A 19,031-nucleotide genomic window follows, 5' to 3' on the forward strand; every position below is an offset into this window, starting at 1 on the left:
TGAAATTATGTACGGATCGATAAAAGAGCACTTACAAACTGAAATTAAAGAAATTAAAGAAAACGGACTTTATAAAAAAGAACGCATAATTACTTCCCCACAAGGAGCAGCTATAAAAATAAGTACCGGACAAGAGGTTATTAACTTTTGCGCTAACAATTATTTGGGTTTATCTTCTCATCCAGAAGTGATCCAAGCAGCAAAAGATGCTATGGATTCCCATGGATTTGGAATGTCTAGTGTTCGATTTATTTGTGGAACTCAGGATATTCATAAAGAATTAGAACAAAAGGTCGCAGATTTCTACGGAACAGAAGACACTATTCTTTATGCTGCATGTTTTGATGCGAACGGTGGGATTTTTGAACCATTACTCTCTGCAGAAGATGCTATTATCTCAGATTCTCTGAATCATGCTTCTATTATAGATGGAGTTCGTCTTTGTAAGGCAGCCAGATATCGCTATGCAAATGGCAATATGGAAGATCTAGAAAAACAGCTACAAGCTGCTAATGAAAAAGGCGCAAGATTTAAATTGATCGTTACAGATGGAGTATTCTCTATGGATGGCTTGGTTGCTCCTTTAGATAAAATTTGTGATTTAGCAGATAAATATGATGCGATGGTAATGGTAGATGAATGTCACGCCACAGGATTTATAGGGAAGACAGGGATTGGAACTATGGAAGAAAAAGGAGTCCTAGGCAGAATAGATATTATTACTGGAACCTTTGGTAAAGCACTTGGTGGTGCAATGGGAGGATATACAACTGGAAAGAAAGAGATCATTGATCTGTTAAGACAACGCTCTAGACCTTACTTATTCTCAAATTCCTTAGCTCCTTCTATTGTGGGTGCTTCTATAAAGGTGTTTGATATGCTTAAAAATGATACAAGTTTAAGAGATAAGTTAGAGGATAATACAAAGTACTTCAAGGAAAAAATGAAGGCCGCTGGTTTTGATATAATCGATGGTGATTCTGCAATTGTGCCAGTTATGCTTTATGATGCAAAACTATCTCAAGATATGGCAGATAAATTATTGGAAGAAGGAATATACGTAATTGGTTTCTTTTTCCCTGTAGTACCAAAAGATAAGGCTAGAATTCGAGTTCAACTTTCAGCAGCGCATGAAAAAGAACATTTAGACAAAGCTATTGCTGCATTTACAAAAGTGGGAAAAGAATTAAAAGTAATATAAAGACAGAACCCAATCTTTTAACTGTTAAAAATATTAGGTTTTTATAATTTTTTAAGGTTTATACTGTTAATGTTTTAGTTTAAAATTTAGGCGAATTATGCTGGTTTTATAGCTTAAAACTTAGCAAAACCCTTTAAATACAGTGTATATAGGCTTCAATTAAGAAAACTTTATTATTTTTATCTTTGTTAATATCGAATTAGCACATACTTTTGCTTCAATTAACACTTAAAACTAAATCAACAAATATGAAACATCTTAGCAGATTTTTATTAGCTTCAATGTTTGTTTTGGGCTTATCTTCAATGCAAGCACAAGACGCGAACAACCCGTGGGCCATCGGTATTGGAACAAACGCGGTTAACTATTTTGGTACTGGTGACGACACCCCAGGAATGATTGGTAACGGCGTAGCCGGAGGAGAATTTGGAGACAAATTTTTTGATACTAAAAAATGGAATATTCTTCCTTCTGTTTCTAGACTTTCTGTTTCTAGATATGTTGGTGGAGGATTCGTTGTAGAGGTTGCAGGTTCTGTAAACCAAATAGACTCTTTCGGAGATCAAGGTGTAGATGATTTATCTTACTACGCAGTAGATGGTATGGCTAACTACAGTCTTAGAGCTTTATTAAACGACGGATGGTTTGACCCACAACTAGGACTTGGTGGTGGTTACAACTGGTTAGATTCTGAAGGAAATGGAACTTTAAACGGTAAAGCTGGTTTCAACATCTGGTTCACAGATAACGTTGCTTTAAACGTACAGTCTACTTACAAACATGCTTTTAAAGATGAAGCAGATTCTCATTTCCAACATGCTGCTGGTATTAAATTAATCTTCGGAGGAAAAGATACTGATGGTGATGGAATTTATGACAAAGATGATGAATGTCCTGAGATTGCAGGTTTAGCTGAATTTAACGGATGTCCTGATACTGACGGTGATGGAATCGAGGATCGTAAAGATGCTTGTCCTGAAGTTGCTGGTTTAGCTGAATTTGATGGATGTGCAGATACAGATGGTGATGGAATTCCTGATCCTAAAGATGAATGTCCTACTGTTGCTGGAATTGCAGCAATGAATGGATGTCCTGATGCTGATGGGGATGGAGTAAAAGATAGTGAAGACGAATGTCCTAACGAAGCTGGTCCAAAAGAAAACAAAGGTTGTCCTTTCAAGGATAAAGATGGTGATGGTGTTTTAGATAAAGATGATGAATGTCCAGAAGTTGCAGGAACTGTAGCTAACAACGGATGTCCAGAACCAACTGCTGAAGCAATTAAAGAATTGAACGAATACTCTAAAACTGTATTATTCGATCTTAACAAAGCCTCTATTCGTCCTGATTCTGGTGATGCTTTAAAATCTATTTCTGATATCATGGAAGAGTATTCAAATACTATTTTCCATATTGAAGGTCACACAGATTCTCAAGGTAGCGATGCTTACAACTTGAAATTATCTCAAGAGCGTGCTGCTTCTGTAAGAGAATTTTTAATCTCTGCTGGTGTACCTGCTAACAGATTAACTTCTGAAGGTTATGGTGAATCTAGACCAATTGCAACTAACAAAACTGCAAAAGGAAGACAAGATAACAGACGTGTAAACATCTCTTTGGATAAAGACAAAGAAATGAAAGAAACGAAAGAAACTGAAAAAGATTCTACAGATAAAATGTAGTATAAAAAAGCTTTAAAGTTTTTTAAAAAACGCCCCGATACTCTCGGGGCGTTTTCTATTTTTAACCTATGACATCTTTCATCACCCAAATCCTTAAACAGCTACTTTCTCAGGAAAAAGACATCTCTAAATTGGTCTTTATTCTCCCTAGTAAACGTGCTGGTGCCTATCTTAGAAAAGAACTTGCTAACTTGGTAGATAGACCTATTTTTTCTCCAGAGGTTATTAGTATCGAAGAGTTTTCAGAAAAAGTTTCAGGATTAACTACTATAGATTCTGTACATACCTTGTTCGAGCTATATGAGGTATATAAAGAACTTACTCCAAAAGATCAACTAGAAGATTTCGAGAGTTTTGGAAATTGGGCACAAACACTAATACATGATTTCAATGAAATTGATAGATATTTAATAGATCCAACACAGATCTTTAATTATCTCTTCGAAATTCAAGATAAAAATCACTGGTCTTTAGGAGAAAACCAAACAGACATTGTAAAGAACTATTTAGTCTTTTGGAAAAAACTTCCAGAATATTACAGCTTGCTAAAAAGTAATTTATTAAATAAATCTGGAGGATATCAAGGTTTAATATATAGGCATGCAGCAGAGAATATAGATGAGTTCGCTAAGCACAATGCCGAAAACCATATTTTCTTAGGATTCAATGCCTTGAATAATGCAGAGCAGCATATTATTCAATCTATGTTGGCTAATAAGGCAAGGATATTTTGGGACATAGATGAAATCTTTCTAAAAGACGATAATCACGATGCTTCTTTGTTCATAAGACAATATCTTGAAAACTGGCCATATTATAAAACCAACGAATTCCAATTTGCTTCTAACACCTATAATTCTGAAAAGGAAATTGAAATTATAGGAGTTCCAAAAAATATTGGACAGGTGAAATTTGTGGCAGAAACCCTCTCAGAATTAACCCCTGCTCAACTTAATTCTACGGCATTAGTACTAGGAGATGAATCGCTATTGCTACCAATGCTTAATTCTATTCCTTCAAATATTGAAGCCCTAAACATTACAATGGGATATCCGTTGAAATACAGCATATTCTCGAGCTTTTTTGAAAAATTATTCGAAATCTATCAAATAGAGAACAACCAGATCTATTATAAAGATGTGATTGCCGTTTTAAGTTCTCCACTAATTATTAAGGCAACCAATTTTAGATCTGAAGAAGTTGTAAATAAAATTAAAACAGAAAATTTACTATATCTAAGCAAGCAGCAAATAGATGGCTTTTTTTCAGCAAAGCAACAGATATTAATTTCGGCCTGTTTCACAGATATCAAACTTAAACCAATACAGGTTTTACAACGCTTTGATGTTATTATAAAGCATTTTAAAGAGCTATTAAATAAAGATGAAGACAGTTTGTCTCTAGAATTTTTATATCACTACCATTTGGTGACAGAGAGACTTCGTGAATTAATAACCGAGTTCCCACATTTTACATCATTGGTATCTCTGCTGCAATATTTCAGGGAACTTAGTAGTCAACAATCACTAGATTTTCAAGGGAAACCTTTTCAAGGTTTACAACTAATGGGAATGTTAGAAACACGGGGGTTAGATTTTGAAACTGTGATATTAACTTCTGTAAACGAAGGAATTTTACCTGCTGGAAAAAGCAATAATTCTTTTATCCCTTACGATCTTAAAAAAACCTTTAATCTTCCTACCTACAAGGAGAAAGATGCTATTTATACCTATCACTTTTATCATTTGCTTCATCGAGCAAAGAAAATTTATTTACTTCATGATACGGATACCGAAAGCCAGATGGGAAGTGAAAAAAGTAGATTTCTATTACAATTGTTACACGAAAAACAATCTGCTCATAAAATAACTACTTCTATAATTTCACCAGAGGTGCCGGCAGTTAAAAATGAACTTCAGCAAATTCAAAAAACTCCTGAAATACTAGAAAAATTAAAGTTTCTGGCAGGCCGCGGGTTTTCACCTTCAGCCCTCACCACTTATATTAGAAATCCATTAGACTTTTATAAACAATACATTCTAGGAATTAAGGACAATGAAGAGGTAGAAGAAACAGTTGCCTACAATACTTTAGGGACTGTAGTTCATGATACTTTAGAGGTGTTCTATAAACCATTTATAGGAAAACCTCTTACTATTGAAAACTTAACGAAACTTAAAAAATTAACCGCACAAGAAGTAAAGCTCCAGTTTGAAAAAACCTATAGCAAGGCACCTTTAAATCTGGGGAAAAATCTTCTGATCTTTGAAGTGGCAAAGCGTTATGTTATCAATTTCCTGAATATGGAGATCAAGGAATTAGAGGCAGGAAAGAATATTATTATAAAAGAAGTAGAAACCAATCTCACCTCAGCACTTTCCATCCCAGAACTAAATTTTCCTGTGCATATACGAGGAAAAGTAGATCGAGTAGACCTTTTAGATGGGGTTTTAAGGATCGTAGATTACAAGACAGGTAAAGTGATGCAAAATCAGTTAGAAATAACAGAGTGGGATTTACTAACTTCAGATTATGATAAGTATTCCAAACCTTTTCAGGTATTAACCTATGCTACTATGCTTTTGGACAATACAGAAAACAAGGGTGAAGTAGAAGCTGGAGTGATCTCCTTCAAAAACTTAAAAGAAGGATTTTTAAAGTTTAGTTTAAAAGAAAGACAAGGAAGCAAATCAATAAAAAATTCGAATATTACAGAAGAAATTCTGAATGATTTTCAGGAACAATTGTCTAAATTGATTTTGGAAATTTGCGATCCAAAAATTCCATTTATAGAAAAAGAATTAAAACCCGCTTATGGAGCTTATTAAAAAGAACAATATTCAAATTACCGGTAAACATAATAAACCTATTTTAACAGATCTGGTGTTTTCCGAAGAAACAAAACCTAAACCAGTAGTAATATTTTGCCATGGTTATAAAGGATTTAAAGATTGGGGCGCATGGGATTTGATGGCGAAACAATTTGCAGAAAATGGAATTTTTTTCTTGAAATTCAATTTTTCTCACAATGGAACTACCCCAGATAACCCAACTGAGTTTTTAGATATTGAGGCATTTGGAGATAATAATTATACCAAAGAGCTAGATGATCTACAATCTGTAATAGATTGGTTATTCCTACCAAATTCAAAGTATGCAAGCTATTTAGATATTTCTAATATCACCTTGATCGGCCATTCTAGAGGTGGTGGAATAAGTATTATTAAAGCGGCAGAAGAAAAAAGAATTTCCAAGTTGGTAACATTTTCGGCTGTATCAGATTTTGCTTCAAGATTCCCTTCTGGTGACACCTTGGATAAATGGAAACAAAAAGGAGTAAACTACATAGTAAATACCAGAACCAAACAGCAGCTTCCGCATCATTTTCAATTCTACAAGAACTTTAAAGAGAATGAGGAACGATTAACAATATCTAGAGCAGCAAAAGCTTTAAAAATTCCGCATTTAATAGTACATGGAAGTAAAGACACTTCAGTTCCATTAAGTGAATCTGGAAAATTATTCAAATGGAGCCCATATCCAGAATTATTACTAGTAGAAGGTGCAGATCATGTGTATGATCTATCACATCCATGGGATAGCAGTAAATCTTTACCCGCTAATTTTAAATATGTGTTAGAAGGAACTTCAAATTTTATTGCTGAAGAAGAGCTTGGCTTTTTAAAGAATTAAGTTCTTTTTGCGGTCTAAAATATATTTCGATCATATAAATAATTGTTTAACTTTGAGATCGAATTTTGGGGGATTAGCTCAGTTGGCTAGAGCGTTTGGCTGGCAGCCAAAAGGTCATCGGTTCGACTCCGATATTCTCCACAAAATTTATATTTAGAGATTATTTTTAAATGTAATTAAATTCCCGACAACTATTGGGACTGTAATTTAAAACCCTCAATGAGGGATAAAACCATTCTATTCGGGATGGTTTTTTTTTATTTTAGCATATAACTTTCCTTGAATATGAAAATTAGACAGGCATCTCAAGCAGATCTTTTAAATGCAAAAAAACTAACCGAAGCATGTGCTGTTGGAATGAAGCAATTGGGAATCTTCCAATGGAATGAGCATTATCCTTCTATAGAAAAGCTTCAACAGGATATAGACCTTAAGGAATTATATATTCTAGAAGTAAGTAATCAATTTTTAGGCATTATTGTACTATCAGAAAAAATGGATGAAGAGTATATCCCTGTTTCGTGGATAAGTCCTTCAGAAAAAAATCTTTATATCCACAGATTGGCAACACATCCCTCTAGTTGGGGAAAAGGCTATGGACAAAAGCTCATGGATTTTGCTGAAGAATTTGCTAGGAATCTAAACTACACTTCTATTAGATTAGACACTTTTAGCCTTAATAAAAGGAATCAGAAATTTTATGAAACCAGAGGTTATCAAAAATTAGAAGATATTTACTTTCCAAAGCAAAGCGCTGCCCCATTTCATTGTTATGAGTTAGTATTAAAAAAGAACTCGTTATAAATCTAATACAAACCACTTGTCTTCTTCAGCAATAAGTTTTAAGAATATTAATAAACTGGCTATTCCAGCAATTATAGCAGGGATCGCAGAGCCGCTTATTTCTTTAACGGATATTGCAATAATAGGAAATGTAGACACAAATCCCATTGAAGCTTTGGCGGCAGCTGGAATTGTTGGGTCTTTTCTCTCTGCTATTATTTGGATCGTGGCACAAACAAAAACCGCGATCTCCTCTATTGTTTCCAGGCATTTAGGTTCCAATAGGTTGCACGCGGTTAAGACTTTGATTCCCCAAGCAATTGCCTTTAATTTCTTATTTAGTTTAGTAATATATGCAGTTACCGCCTTTTTTGCCAACAGCATTTTTAGTGCCTATAATGCCGAAGGTTTGATCTTAAATTATGCAGAAGATTATTATCAAATTCGTGCCATAGGCTATCCACTAACATTGGTGACTTTTGCAATATTTGGGGTTTTTCGTGGATTACAAAATACGCTCTGGGCAATGAAATGTAGTCTTACAGGAGCCTTGGTAAATGTTGGTTTGGATTATTTACTGGTTTATGGCGTGGAAGATTATATTCCTGCCATGCATCTAAAAGGAGCTGCCATTGCCAGTTTAATAGCACAGGCTGTGATGTTAATTATGGCTTTATGGTTCTTCTTTAAGAAGACTCCATTTAATTTAAAATTGAGCTTTAATATCAACCCTCAGCTAAATGGATTGCTCTTAATGGCTGGGAATCTTTTTATAAGAACAGCTGCGCTTAATTTTGCCATTTATTTGGCAAATGCCTATGCAACAGATTATGGGAAGAATTATATCGCGGCACAAAGTATTCTAATGAACATCTGGTTGTTCTTTGCCTTTTTTATAGATGGCTATGCAAATGCCGGCAATGCAATTGGAGGGAAATTATTAGGAGCTAAAGATTATGTAAGTCTTTGGGAATTAAGTAAAAAAATAAGCAAATACTCCGTACTGATCGCTCTTATCTTAATGGGGATATGTGCGTTATTTTACAATGAAATCGGACTCATTTTTAACAAAGAAGCCAGTGTATTAGTATTATTTTCTTCAGTATTTTGGCTGGTATTACTTATGCAGCCTATTAATGCTATTGCTTTTATGTTCGATGGGATCTTTAAAGGTCTTGGGGAAGCAAAATATTTGAGAAACCTATTGTTGGTAGCTACTTTTTTGGTTTTTACACCTGTTCTATTGATTTGTGATTATTTTGGATTGAAACTGTATGCTATATGGATCGCTTTCTTTGCCTGGATGCTTATTAGAAGTAGTGCCCTAGTATTTCAATTCCGAAGGAAATATTTAAAGAAAGAGATTTAAAATTTAAATTATCCTTTTAGACTTTCAGCAGCTCCCTTATATATTAAGTCACAGGAAAAGATTTCCCTGTGACTTAAATTTCTAATATCTTCTACTAGCATACGTTTTCGTATCACTAGGAAAGAAATACTATAACATCATTTTCACATTATTCGGCAGCAACAGGATCTGTGCTATCTGGATCTCCTACAGACACAACCACCTCAGTAAAAATGTTTTCATCATTTTCATCTAAACCTGCCCAAAGAAAGAACGTATAAGGTTCATCTTCATCTGTTGGAATGCTTAAATTAAAAGTAGCTTCCTTAATAAGATCCTCTTCCTCTGCCTCTTCATTACATTCGGTTAAATTAGAATCGAAAGACGAAACTCCAGTAACGTAGATCTGACGAAATTCCTCTTCGCCATTGCTATTACTCCCGCGTTGAGCTTTTATTCCTGCAGCAGTGTGGCAAGCGTCCGGTAACAAATAAGTAACATCTATATCATAAGTTTTTCCTGCTTCAAAAAATTCAGGCACATCAATATTAGTTACTTCAGCAGCCACTAATAATGTTCTTGGGCCATCATCATCGGTATTACAACTAACAAGTACTAATGCACTCACAAATAATAAAATCAACTTCTTCATTTTTTTAATTTTTTAAGATTAAACATTTATTGTTTCTATACTTATATGACCTTGCATTTGCAAAAGGTTGCGCAGAAATAAATATATTTTCTACTTTATTTCCCTGGCCCCATTTGTTCTCTCATTTTCAATTTGTTATGAAATTGATTAGAAAACTAACTACCCTGTTTCCTACTGAAATTGTGACGTTTTAAGCATTATCTTTATATTTGATAAAATCTATTTTTTATGACCACTACCCGCGAGAACGGAAGTTTATATACCAGCATTCAAAATAAAATCGCCACGATTGAATTTGGACATCCAGCAAGCAATTCTTTTCCTTCAGAATTATTAGAAAGACTTCAAAAGGAGTTTCACAAATTATCTGAAAATGATGATGTAAATGTGATCGTTCTTAAGTCTGAAGGTGAAAAAGCATTTTGTGCCGGCGCCTCATTTGATGAATTGGTAGCGATTGAAAACCTAGACCAGGGAAAACAGTTCTTTTCAGGCTTTGCCAATGTAATAAACGCCATGAGAAAGTGTAAAAAATTGATCATCGGGCGTGTTCAGGGAAAAACCGTTGGAGGTGGTGTTGGATTAGCTGCTGCATGCGATTATACCATGGCCACAGAAGCTGCTTCAATAAAACTATCTGAACTTACTATTGGAATAGGACCTTTTGTTATTGCTCCAGCTGTAGAACGAAAAATGGGATTGTCTGCTTTATCTGAGTTAAGTCTTGCAGCTCATGAATGGAAGAACGCCTATTGGGCTCAAGAAAAAGGACTTTACGCAAAGGTGTTCGATTCAATTTCAGATCTGGATAAAGAGGTAGAAGTGTTATCAGAAAAATTAGCTTCTTACAATTCGCAAGCTACCCAAGAAATGAAAAGAGTCCTTTGGGAAAATACTGCGCATTGGGATAAATTATTAATAGATCGCGCTGCCGTTTCTGGAGAATTAGTATTGTCTGAATTCACAAAGAATGCCTTATCAAAATTTAAAAAATAGGTGCTACCCATAGATATAATGAGTATATTTCTATAAAATATAAAACTATGCCATTGCAAATTGGAATTCCAAAAGACAAACAACCAACGCCAGAACAGGAGTGGGGCTTTACCCTTTGGGAATTCCTCCTAGAAAATAAATGGTATATCTTCGCAATCTTTTTAATTGTAGCCATATTTCTGTATTCTAGAAATTACATGAAAAAACACTAGAAAAATGACACAAAATGAAGTGCCTGTAAGTGAAACTACTTACGATATTTTCTCATTTCTAAGCGGAATGGGTTTTTGGATACTAGTTGCAATAGCCCTTATTGGAGTGGTACTTTATAAAAAATTTAAGAAATAACTAGCGTGTTTTTAACCAACCCGTAATACTTAATCGCATAGTATTTACAGGTTTTACCTCGTGCTCTAATATCTGACTTTCAAAAACGACTACTCTTCCAGGAAACGGATAAATAGTAATAGGATTTTCTACACCATCTATAGCTTTATAAATCACTAATTCTCCTCCATTTTCTGGCTTCCAGTCTTCATCATTTAAATAACAAACCAAAGAAAGCTTACGCCTATCGTCATTCTGAAAAGTATCTAAATGTCTTTTATAAAAAGTACCTGTTGGATATAATGCATAATGGAATTCCTTAAAAAGGATCCCTAGAAAACAGGTCTTATTTAAATAAGAGATAAATGGATTTATCTTATCAAAAAAGATCTTTTCATTTTCCCCAGCATCAGCTTCATTCAACCATAGAATAAAATCCCCACGAACAGATTTTTCTATCACTTCATTTACCCTATTCCCAATTGCAGCCTTTTTAAAGTTATCTTCTTCGTACTCATGCAACAAGGTAGAGCGAAGTTTTTCTACTTCCTCTAAGCTAAAAAAGTCATCTACAATACTGTATTTTGCTTCAACCAGATCTGTAATAATACGTTCGTAAAGAGGATTCTCTCTAAACTCTAGCTGCTCATATAACTCCTCTGTTGCTATCATTTCTTTTCTAATTTGGCCGCTTCCAAGAAACTTAAATTATAATTTTTTCGGTATACAAATGTAGTGCGAGAAAGCTTTGATTGTATCTAAAAGTTTTAGAAGGAAAATCTAGTATCTTTGCATCAAATTGTAGTTATGAATAAGATTAGGATCACCAAACAATTTTCTTTTGAAACTGGACATGCGCTTTATGGCTATGACGGAAAATGCAAGAATGTTCACGGCCATAGTTATAAGTTAAGTGTTACCGTAATTGGTACGCCAATTACAGATACCAACAATGTAAAATATGGAATGGTGATAGATTTTAGCGACCTTAAGAAGATCGTAAAATCGGAGATCGTAGATAAGTTCGATCATGCTACTGTTTTCAATAAGAACACCCCACATATTGAACTTGCAAAAGAGTTGGAAAACAGAGATCATAGCGTGATCCTAGTAGAATATCAGCCAACCAGTGAGAATATGGTATTGGATTTTGCCGATAAGATCAAGAGCCAATTGCCCTCACAAATAGAGTTGTTCTCTTTAAAGTTACAAGAAACAGATACCTCTTTTGCAGAGTGGTATGCAAGTGATAATTCTTAGGGCGCAACCTTGCAAAAAAGCAAGGTCGGGCTGTACGCTCTATCCCCGATAAAGATCGGGGGATGCCGTTACCATCCCTTGCGCATTAATCCTGCTTCTTTCCTAAAATAGTTATATTTACACGTTCAAATACGAAACATGAATATTCCGGAAGGCAAAAAAATATACTTTTCAAGCGATAATCATTTAGGTGCTCCTACTCAAGAGGAAAGTAAACCTAGAGAAGCAAAGTTTGTAAAGTGGCTGGACGAAATTAAAGAAGATGCTGCAGCAATATTTCTATTAGGAGATCTATTCGATTTCTGGTTCGAATATAAACATGTAGTACCAAAAGGCTTTGTTCGCACCTTAGGGAAACTTGCCGAAATAAGAGATAGTGGAATCCCCATTTACTTCTTTGTTGGGAATCATGATCTTTGGATGCACGATTATTTTGAGAAGGAGTTAAATATACCTGTATATCATAAACCAAAGGAATTCGAATTCAATTCTAAAACCTTCTTAATTGGTCATGGTGATGGCTTAGGACCAGGCGATATTGGCTATAAAAGAATGAAAAAGGTCTTTACGAATCCACTTTCAAAATGGTTGTATAAATGGTTACATCCAGATATTGGGGTGCCTTTAGCGCAACATTTATCTGTAAAAAATAAATTGATCTCTGGAGAAGAAGATCAGCAATTTTTAGGCGAAGAAGGGGAATGGCTTATACAGTATTGCCGTAAAAAATTAGAGACTAAACACTTCGATTATTTTCTGTTTGGTCACAGACATCTGCCTTTAGAAATTGAACTTTCAAACACCTCAACCTATATAAATACTGGGGATTGGATCAATTTTTATACCTATGCAGAATTCGACGGAAAAGAAGTTTTACTAAAAACTTATAAACCTTAATTTCTACCTAAGTCTTTTAAATAACTTTCAATTTGTAAGTGAAATAATGTGCCTTCCACAAGATCACAGATCTCATTTAGCTCTTGCTTATTCACAACGAAATCCATCTTTTTTAAAGGTGTTTTCAATAGTATTGTTCGGCAGTTGCTAGGATTTTCACAATTGGAACAAGCTTTATAAGGTTGTGCTATTCTAATATTTTCAGAGAATTCCCTAACTTCTTTTTCAGTTAAATAAAAGCCCATATCTTTAAAAACCAGTTGAATCCTATCGGTTTTAATCCTTACAATACTCTCTTTCCACTTAAAAGCGATTCCGAAATTATTATGATAAATAACATTTACATCCTCCATCTTTGAAACAATTTATTCAAAGATAAAATTATTATTTAAAATGAATCTAAATAACGGATGTTTTTTAAGACTTTATATCTCTCAGCTTTAACTGCAAACTCACATTGCCCTGCCACTCATTCTCATCTATAGAATAAACTGCATCAAAAGATTGAGAACCACCAATAAGTTCTTTTTTAGGACCCAAATTAAATCCAATTGCTCCAATCTGACGATTATTATTTCCTTGCTTTACAGCGCATTTCAAATGAAGATCGTCACCTCCCACACATTTTCCATATCCTGTGTCTTTTAAATTGGTACTTAAAAATACCGGCGACATATTTCCTGGACCATGAGGTTCAAATTGCTTTAATATTCTATGAAATTTTGGGGTAATATCTACTAATTTTATTTCAGCATCTATGGCGATCTCTGGCGTTAGCATATGTTTTTCTATACTTCCTGAAACCACTTCTTCAAACTTTTTCTTGAAATTAGCATATTGAGATTCAGCTAAAGTTAATCCAGCAGCATACATATGTCCTCCAAACTGCTCTATATGCTCAGTACAAGCTTCCAGAGCATTATAAACGTCAAAACCTTTAACAGATCTGGCCGAAGCCGCTAATTTATCTCCACTTTTGGTAAAAACTAAAGTTGGTCTATAATAAGTTTCGATCAATCTACTGGCTACGATCCCAATCACCCCTTTATGCCAGTTTTCTTGATAGACAACTGTTGTAAAACGCTCTTTTTCATCTAGATCCTCCACTTGTTGTAAGGCTTCAACAGTAATGCTTTTATCAGCATCACGACGTTCAGAATTATAGGCTTCAATTTCCGATGCGAATCGCTTTGCTACTTCTATATCATCTTCCACTAACAAATTCACCGCATGCAAGCCATGTTTCATTCTCCCCGCGGCATTAATTCTTGGTGCCAAAATAAAAACAACATCAGTTATGTTAAGCGTTTCTTTTTTCACTTGCTCTAAGATCGCCTTAAATCCGGGTCTTGGAGCCACATTTATAACGTGAAGTCCGTGATAAGCTAAAACCCTATTTTCTCCAGTTATAGGCACAATATCTGCTCCTATTGCAGTTGCAACTAGATCTAAATAAGGCAATAAAATATCTATTGGGATGTTCTTTTTAATGTTCCAAGCTTGTAATAACTTAAATCCAACTCCGCAACCACAAAGCTCTTTATAAGGATAATCGCAATCTTCTCTTTTTGGATCCAGAACTGCCACCGCTTTGGGAATTTCTGCTCCTGGCCGGTGATGATCACAGATAATGAAATCTATATTTTTTTCAGCTGCATAAGCCACTTTTTCTATAGCCTTGATTCCGCAGTCTAACGCAATGATAAGGGATATATCATTATCTGCCGCAAAATCGATTCCCATATAAGAAACTCCATAACCCTCCGCATATCTGTCTGGGATATAAGAGACCACATTGGGATAAAAAGTCTTTAGATAAGAAGATACTAAAGCAACGCTAGTGGTTCCATCTACATCATAATCTCCAAAGACCATGATATTCTCCTCTTGCTCTATAGCTCGCTCTATTCGCTCTATAGCCTTATCCATGTCTTTCATTAAAAATGGATCATGTAAATCTTCTAGAGAAGGTCTAAAGAATTTTTTAGCCTCCTCAAAAGTCTCTATCCCACGTTGTACAAGTAAAGAAGCTATGGGTATTTCTACTCCCAATTTAGAAGCTAGCATACTAACAGTATCACGATTTGGTTTAGGTTTAAGCGTCCAGCGCATATATATTAAGATTGAAAACTGATTATAAATGTATAGTGATTCATTTTAATGTCGCTTTAGCACATCCATATTTAATTTAAGATGTAAAAAAGCTTAATTTAAAATTGAAGCGATCTTTTCCTGAAGCATTGGCACCACAGCATCTTCAAACCAAGGATTTTTAATTCTCCAAAATCTGTTTACAGGCGAAGGATGGGGCAAAGGCCAGAATTTAGGAAGATACTTCTTAAAGTCGGCTACTTTTTCTGTAAGCTTCGTCTTTTCCTGAGGCAAATAATAATTAGACGCATAAGAGCCTATTAAAATTATAAGTTCCAAATTATTTAATTCTGAAAATACCTGTTCGTGCCAGAGGGGGGCACATTCTTTTCGAGGCGGCATATCCCCCGTTTTTGCTTTACCGGGATAACAAAATCCCATTGGTAAGATAGCAAAATTTGAAGTATTGTAAAAAGTACTTTCATTTACTCCTAACCATTCTCTAAGCTTTTTACCGCTTTGGTCGTCCCAAGCAATTCCAGATTCATGCACAACTCTACCTGGAGCCTGACTTATTAATAAAATCTTAGAATCTTTAGAAGCTTCAATAATTGGTCTAGCGCCCTGAGGCAGATTATTTACACAAAATTCACACTGCCTAATGGTAGCTAATAGATGTTCCATTTATGCTTTCCCATTAACCACGATTACAATTTCGCCCTTCGGTGGTTTATTCGTATAATATTCCAACACTTCTTTTGCTGTTCCTCTAATGGTTTCTTCATGAAGCTTAGTGATCTCTCTAGAAACTGAAACCAGTCTATCTTCCCCGAAATATTCTATAAAGCCAGCAAGTGTTTTTAATAATTTATGCGGAGACTCATAAAAAATTATGGTTCTGGTTTCTTCCGCCAAAATTTTAAAACGTGTTTGGCGTCCTTTTTTTGGAGGTAAGAAGCCTTCAAAAACAAATTTATCATTCGGAAAACCACTATTTACCAATGCAGGCACAAATGCTGTGGCACCTGGTAAACAATCTACCTCTACTCCTTCCTTTACACATTCCCGAGTCAATAGAAACCCTGGATCACTAATGGCAGGAGTTCCTGCATCACTTATTAAAGCGAAAGTTTCTCCGTTTTTAATTCTCCTAACAATATTTTCCACCGTTCTATGCTCATTATGCATATGATGGCTTTGCATGGGTGTATTAATTTCGAAGTGTTTCAGCAATTTTCCACTGGTACGTGTATCTTCAGCAAGAATATAATCTACCTCTTTTAAGACACGAATTGCCCTAAGAGTGATATCTTCCAGATTACCAATAGGTGTTGGTACCAAATATAGTTTTGACATAATTAAGTGAACTTAATCTCTGGAAGATCTAGTGATTGAATTTATTCTCTACAAGGGCCATAAATCGCTCTTCATACTCTTCTTTTCCAGCCCAGTTCTTATAATCTGGTTTTACGACTTGCTGAATAAATTTATGTGCATCGTCTAGATTATCGAAAGTGTTTAATTGCGAGATCACTCGGTTATAGTCGTTCGTATGTCCATCAAATAAGTGTTTAATAAACGACAAACGTTCATTAAGTCCTATATTGATCCCTTTTTTAAGTCGGTCGTTTAGAGATCTAGGCTTATCTTTATCCTGTTTTTTAACAGGCTCGAAACTTGGAAGATTATCATAATCTACCCCAATATCTCTAAAATCACTTTTTTTAAATTCAGAAGAATTCTCGGGTAATTTCCCATTGCTGCTTGGAGCAATAATACCCTCAACCATACTATCTACATGCTCTGTCTCTGGAGGCATCTGGGCAACAATATCCTTTATCATTTCAGTATTAAGCTCGGTAATAGCTTCAGAACTATTATATTCTGTTCCATCTGGCAAGTACTCATCTTTTTCAGGCTCTACTGCTACTTTTTGAATAGTTTCCTCTTTTTTCTCCGCAATAGAAGTACTTGGTGTTTCTTCCCATCTAGACAAATTGTCTTCTGTAAAAGACATAATGGTCAATTTCTCATAAAGCTCCTTTGCCATTTGCTTTAATTGCGTAGTAGAAGATCCGGAAGTATTGTTAAGTATAGTGTTTGCTAAGTTTTTTAATTCAGATTCCAATTTCTTTTTCATCACAAGTATTATTTTTATTTAGAAGATATAGACTATAAAGTGCAATAATGCTACCAACTTTAATTTATCTTAGCTTCCATAAGTATTAATTGGTTTACAAATTTACTTTAACCTACATCCACCTCGGTTGTATTTTTAATAAATTTGTTTCAACTTTATGCCGATTAGGTACAAATCCTAAACTGCACTGAAAATTACAAAATGTTTCTCGAAAATACAGTAAATCACAAGGAGCAATTTGGCTGGATAGAAGTTATCTGTGGATCTATGTTTTCTGGTAAAACAGAAGAATTGATTCGCCGACTTAAAAGGGCCACGTTTGCAAAACAAAAGGTAGAGATCTTTAAACCTGCCATAGATAAACGATACCATGAAGAGATGGTAGTGTCTCACGATGCTAATGAAATTAGGTCTACACCGGTTCCCTCTGCAGCAAATATTCGCATTTTAGCCGATGGTTGTGATGTAGTTGGAATAGATGAAGCCCAATTTTTTGATGATGAGATAGTGACTGTTTGTAACGATCTCGCTAATAGTGGAATTCGCGTAATTGTAGCTGGCTTGGACATGGATTTTAAAGGGAATCCATTTGGACCCATGCCAAATCTTATGGCCACCGCAGAATATGTAACCAAGGTTCACGCGGTATGCACAAGAACTGGTAATCTTGCTCAATTTAGCTATAGAAAAGCTGTTAATGATGATCTAGTGTTTTTAGGAGAAAATGAAGAGTACGAACCTTTAAGTAGAGCTGCTTATTTTAAGGCAATGCTTAAAGAAAGGGTTAAACATTATTCTGTAAAAGATGCAGAAACTGTAGAGCCGGGAAAAACATCCACTTAATGTCTACTGTTCATGAAACCACTCTAGAGATCGATCTGAAAGCTCTGGAACATAATTACAAATTCCTGAGATCTAAACTCGCAAAAGATGTAGAGTTAATGGGTGTTGTAAAGGCTTTTGGATATGGAAGTGAATCTTCTGAGGTTGCTAAAAAAATGAGTGAACTAGGAGTGGGCTATTTTGCAGTTGCCTATACTAAAGAAGGCGTTTCTCTTAGAGATGACGGTATTACTGAATCTATTTTAGTGCTGCACCCACAATCTATAAATTTTCAAGAAATTATAGAACGATGTTTGGAACCTAGCATTTATAGTGAGTACGTACTTAGAGAATTTATTAAAACTGCTGAAAAACTTGGTCAGAAGGATTATCCAATTCATTTAAAATTAAATACTGGCCTTAACAGACTTGGATTTATAGAAAACGAATTGGAAACGATCTTCGATTATCTAAATAAAACATCTTCAGTAAAAGTAAAGTCTATATTTTCCCACTTAGCAGCAAGTGAAGATTGGAGAGAACGCGAATTTACGTTGCAACAATTAGGGAAATTCAGGAAAATGGCATTCAAATTATTTGAAAACTTGAAATATAGGCCTCTATTACATATAAGTAACACTTCAGCAATAATTAATTACCCAGAAGCCGCTTTTGATATGGTGAGAAGTGGTATTGGTCTTTATGGGTTTGGAAATGATGAAAAGATCAATAAAAATCTAAAACCAATTGGCACGCTTAAAACTATTATTTCTCAAATCCATCATTTAGCAGCAGGAGAAAGTGTAGGCTATAATAGAGCTTTTACTGCAATAGAAAAAACCAAGACCGCTACCTTACCAATTGGCCATGCAGATGGTATTAACAGGCAATACGGTAATGGAAGAGGTGGAGTTTATATTAAAGATCAATACGCTCCAATTATTGGAAATGTGTGCATGGATATGATAATGATTGATATTACTGGAATAGAATGTGAAGAAGGGGATGAAGTGATTCTTTTTGGCGGCCCTCAACATGCAACCAAATTCGCAACAAGCGGGAACACCATTTCTTACGAGTTAATTACAGGGATCTCACAGCGGGTTAAGAGGCATATTATAAAATAAAAAACATTTTAT

20 protein-coding genes and 1 tRNA gene are annotated in these 19,031 nt (G+C 34.9%); 14 read left to right on the forward strand and 7 right to left on the reverse strand.

Annotated elements, in window-relative coordinates:
* Positions 1–7 precede the first annotated feature (7 nt).
* The 7 genes from kbl (at position 8) to BC962_RS01370 (ending at position 8,728) form a co-directional block, all read left to right on the forward strand.
* Positions 8–1,201, forward strand: a complete 1,194-nt coding sequence (gene kbl, locus BC962_RS01340) for a glycine C-acetyltransferase (RefSeq protein WP_121344138.1) — start codon at positions 8–10, stop codon at positions 1,199–1,201.
* A 248-nt stretch (positions 1,202–1,449) separates the two neighbouring features.
* Positions 1,450–2,883, forward strand: coding sequence for an OmpA family protein (locus tag BC962_RS01345; RefSeq protein ID WP_121344139.1), 1,434 nt, complete (start codon positions 1,450–1,452; stop codon positions 2,881–2,883).
* A 68-nt stretch (positions 2,884–2,951) separates the two neighbouring features.
* Positions 2,952–5,711, forward strand: coding sequence for a PD-(D/E)XK nuclease family protein (locus BC962_RS01350; RefSeq protein ID WP_121344140.1), 2,760 nt, complete (start codon positions 2,952–2,954; stop codon positions 5,709–5,711).
* The gene (locus BC962_RS01355; RefSeq protein ID WP_121344141.1) at positions 5,698–6,576 is read left to right on the forward strand and encodes an alpha/beta hydrolase family protein; all 879 of its coding nucleotides are present in this window, start codon (positions 5,698–5,700) and stop codon (positions 6,574–6,576) included. Before BC962_RS01350 ends, BC962_RS01355 begins: the two co-directional genes overlap by 14 nt.
* Before the next feature lie 67 nt (positions 6,577–6,643).
* Positions 6,644–6,717: transfer RNA gene (locus tag BC962_RS01360), tRNA-Ala, on the forward strand.
* A gap of 144 nt (positions 6,718–6,861) precedes the next feature.
* Complete coding sequence (locus tag BC962_RS01365; RefSeq protein WP_121344142.1) at positions 6,862–7,380, forward strand: GNAT family N-acetyltransferase; 519 nt, start codon at positions 6,862–6,864, stop codon at positions 7,378–7,380.
* 16 nt (positions 7,381–7,396) lie between these two features.
* Positions 7,397–8,728 (forward strand): MATE family efflux transporter, encoded by a 1,332-nt coding sequence (locus BC962_RS01370; RefSeq protein ID WP_121344143.1) that lies wholly within the window; start codon positions 7,397–7,399, stop codon positions 8,726–8,728.
* Between the two features lie 148 nt (positions 8,729–8,876).
* Here the strand turns inward: BC962_RS01370 and BC962_RS01375 are convergent, their stop codons facing one another.
* Positions 8,877–9,359 (reverse strand): hypothetical protein, encoded by a 483-nt coding sequence (locus BC962_RS01375; protein WP_121344144.1) that lies wholly within the window; start codon positions 9,357–9,359, stop codon positions 8,877–8,879.
* A gap of 228 nt (positions 9,360–9,587) precedes the next feature.
* Here BC962_RS01375 and BC962_RS01380 point away from each other — a divergent pair, with 228 nt between their 5' ends.
* The 3 genes from BC962_RS01380 to BC962_RS16535 are packed head-to-tail and all read left to right on the forward strand — an operon-like array spanning position 9,588 to position 10,703.
* On the forward strand, positions 9,588–10,355 hold the full coding sequence (locus BC962_RS01380) for an enoyl-CoA hydratase/isomerase family protein (RefSeq protein WP_121344145.1): 768 nt from the start codon (positions 9,588–9,590) through the stop codon (positions 10,353–10,355).
* Between the two features lie 47 nt (positions 10,356–10,402).
* On the forward strand, positions 10,403–10,567 hold the full coding sequence (locus BC962_RS16255; protein ID WP_183075425.1) for a hypothetical protein: 165 nt from the start codon (positions 10,403–10,405) through the stop codon (positions 10,565–10,567).
* Between the two features lie 4 nt (positions 10,568–10,571).
* Positions 10,572–10,703: a hypothetical protein gene (locus BC962_RS16535; RefSeq protein ID WP_262674086.1), complete on the forward strand. Its 132-nt coding sequence runs from the start codon at positions 10,572–10,574 to the stop codon at positions 10,701–10,703.
* Here BC962_RS16535 and BC962_RS01385 read toward each other — a convergent pair whose 3' ends face one another.
* Positions 10,704–11,354, reverse strand: a complete 651-nt coding sequence (locus BC962_RS01385) for a 2OG-Fe(II) oxygenase (protein WP_121344146.1) — start codon at positions 11,352–11,354, stop codon at positions 10,704–10,706.
* Between the two features lie 135 nt (positions 11,355–11,489).
* On the opposite strand from BC962_RS01385, the gene BC962_RS01390 reads away from it, so the two are divergent.
* Both BC962_RS01390 and BC962_RS01395 read left to right on the forward strand, forming a co-directional pair.
* Positions 11,490–11,942 (forward strand): 6-pyruvoyl trahydropterin synthase family protein, encoded by a 453-nt coding sequence (locus BC962_RS01390; protein WP_121344147.1) that lies wholly within the window; start codon positions 11,490–11,492, stop codon positions 11,940–11,942.
* A gap of 138 nt (positions 11,943–12,080) precedes the next feature.
* A complete protein-coding gene (locus BC962_RS01395) occupies positions 12,081–12,839 on the forward strand; it encodes a UDP-2,3-diacylglucosamine diphosphatase (RefSeq protein WP_121344148.1) in 759 nt (252 codons plus the stop codon).
* Here the strand turns inward: BC962_RS01395 and BC962_RS01400 are convergent.
* The 5 genes from BC962_RS01400 to BC962_RS16260 form a co-directional block, all read right to left on the reverse strand.
* On the reverse strand, positions 12,836–13,192 hold the full coding sequence (locus tag BC962_RS01400) for a DUF6686 family protein (RefSeq protein WP_121344149.1): 357 nt from the start codon (positions 13,190–13,192) through the stop codon (positions 12,836–12,838). The two genes, BC962_RS01395 and BC962_RS01400, sit on opposite strands and share 4 nt — an antisense overlap.
* Positions 13,193–13,256: 64 nt before the next feature.
* Positions 13,257–14,951: a single-stranded-DNA-specific exonuclease RecJ gene (gene recJ / locus BC962_RS01405; RefSeq protein ID WP_121344150.1), complete on the reverse strand. Its 1,695-nt coding sequence runs from the start codon at positions 14,949–14,951 to the stop codon at positions 13,257–13,259.
* 93 nt (positions 14,952–15,044) lie between these two features.
* Positions 15,045–15,614: a uracil-DNA glycosylase family protein gene (locus BC962_RS01410; RefSeq protein ID WP_121344151.1), complete on the reverse strand. Its 570-nt coding sequence runs from the start codon at positions 15,612–15,614 to the stop codon at positions 15,045–15,047.
* The gene (rsmI, locus tag BC962_RS01415; protein ID WP_121344152.1) at positions 15,615–16,286 is read right to left on the reverse strand and encodes a 16S rRNA (cytidine(1402)-2'-O)-methyltransferase; all 672 of its coding nucleotides are present in this window, start codon (positions 16,284–16,286) and stop codon (positions 15,615–15,617) included. It lies immediately after the preceding gene.
* A gap of 28 nt (positions 16,287–16,314) precedes the next feature.
* The gene (locus BC962_RS16260) at positions 16,315–17,070 is read right to left on the reverse strand and encodes a hypothetical protein (RefSeq protein WP_183075426.1); all 756 of its coding nucleotides are present in this window, start codon (positions 17,068–17,070) and stop codon (positions 16,315–16,317) included.
* A gap of 201 nt (positions 17,071–17,271) precedes the next feature.
* Between BC962_RS16260 and BC962_RS01430 the strand changes: the two genes are divergently transcribed.
* Entirely contained in the window at positions 17,272–17,913 is a 642-nt protein-coding gene (locus tag BC962_RS01430; RefSeq protein ID WP_121344155.1) for a thymidine kinase, read from the forward strand.
* Positions 17,913–19,019, forward strand: a complete 1,107-nt coding sequence (alr, locus tag BC962_RS01435; RefSeq protein ID WP_121344156.1) for an alanine racemase — start codon at positions 17,913–17,915, stop codon at positions 19,017–19,019. The genes BC962_RS01430 and alr overlap by 1 nt, the downstream gene beginning before the upstream one ends.
* The last annotated feature ends 12 nt before the right edge of the window (positions 19,020–19,031 follow it).

Origin of the sequence: Gillisia mitskevichiae, from assembly GCF_003634585.1 — a bacterium.
Taxonomy (GTDB): domain Bacteria; phylum Bacteroidota; class Bacteroidia; order Flavobacteriales; family Flavobacteriaceae; genus Gillisia; species Gillisia mitskevichiae.

Bases quoted from the DNA above. Each gene is read 5' to 3' on its own strand.
- BC962_RS01400 (WP_121344149.1), bottom strand. From the start codon at position 13,192: ATGGAGGATGTAAATGTTATTTATCATAATAATTTCGGAATCGCTTTT.
- BC962_RS01355 (WP_121344141.1), top strand. From the start codon at position 5,698: ATGGAGCTTATTAAAAAGAACAATATTCAAATTACCGGTAAACATAAT.
- BC962_RS01410 (WP_121344151.1), bottom strand. From the start codon at position 15,614: ATGGAACATCTATTAGCTACCATTAGGCAGTGTGAATTTTGTGTAAAT.
- BC962_RS01345 (WP_121344139.1), top strand. From the start codon at position 1,450: ATGAAACATCTTAGCAGATTTTTATTAGCTTCAATGTTTGTTTTGGGC.
- BC962_RS01380 (WP_121344145.1), top strand. From the start codon at position 9,588: ATGACCACTACCCGCGAGAACGGAAGTTTATATACCAGCATTCAAAAT.
- alr (WP_121344156.1), top strand. From the start codon at position 17,913: ATGTCTACTGTTCATGAAACCACTCTAGAGATCGATCTGAAAGCTCTG.
- BC962_RS16255 (WP_183075425.1), top strand. From the start codon at position 10,403: ATGCCATTGCAAATTGGAATTCCAAAAGACAAACAACCAACGCCAGAA.
- kbl (WP_121344138.1), top strand. From the start codon at position 8: ATGTACGGATCGATAAAAGAGCACTTACAAACTGAAATTAAAGAAATT.
- BC962_RS01390 (WP_121344147.1), top strand. From the start codon at position 11,490: ATGAATAAGATTAGGATCACCAAACAATTTTCTTTTGAAACTGGACAT.
- BC962_RS01430 (WP_121344155.1), top strand. From the start codon at position 17,272: ATGTTTCTCGAAAATACAGTAAATCACAAGGAGCAATTTGGCTGGATA.
- recJ (WP_121344150.1), bottom strand. From the start codon at position 14,951: ATGCGCTGGACGCTTAAACCTAAACCAAATCGTGATACTGTTAGTATG.
- BC962_RS01395 (WP_121344148.1), top strand. From the start codon at position 12,081: ATGAATATTCCGGAAGGCAAAAAAATATACTTTTCAAGCGATAATCAT.
- rsmI (WP_121344152.1), bottom strand. From the start codon at position 16,286: ATGTCAAAACTATATTTGGTACCAACACCTATTGGTAATCTGGAAGAT.
- BC962_RS01365 (WP_121344142.1), top strand. From the start codon at position 6,862: ATGAAAATTAGACAGGCATCTCAAGCAGATCTTTTAAATGCAAAAAAA.
- BC962_RS01375 (WP_121344144.1), bottom strand. From the start codon at position 9,359: ATGAAGAAGTTGATTTTATTATTTGTGAGTGCATTAGTACTTGTTAGT.
- BC962_RS01350 (WP_121344140.1), top strand. From the start codon at position 2,952: ATGACATCTTTCATCACCCAAATCCTTAAACAGCTACTTTCTCAGGAA.
- BC962_RS16260 (WP_183075426.1), bottom strand. From the start codon at position 17,070: ATGAAAAAGAAATTGGAATCTGAATTAAAAAACTTAGCAAACACTATA.
- BC962_RS16535 (WP_262674086.1), top strand. From the start codon at position 10,572: ATGACACAAAATGAAGTGCCTGTAAGTGAAACTACTTACGATATTTTC.
- BC962_RS01385 (WP_121344146.1), bottom strand. From the start codon at position 11,354: ATGATAGCAACAGAGGAGTTATATGAGCAGCTAGAGTTTAGAGAGAAT.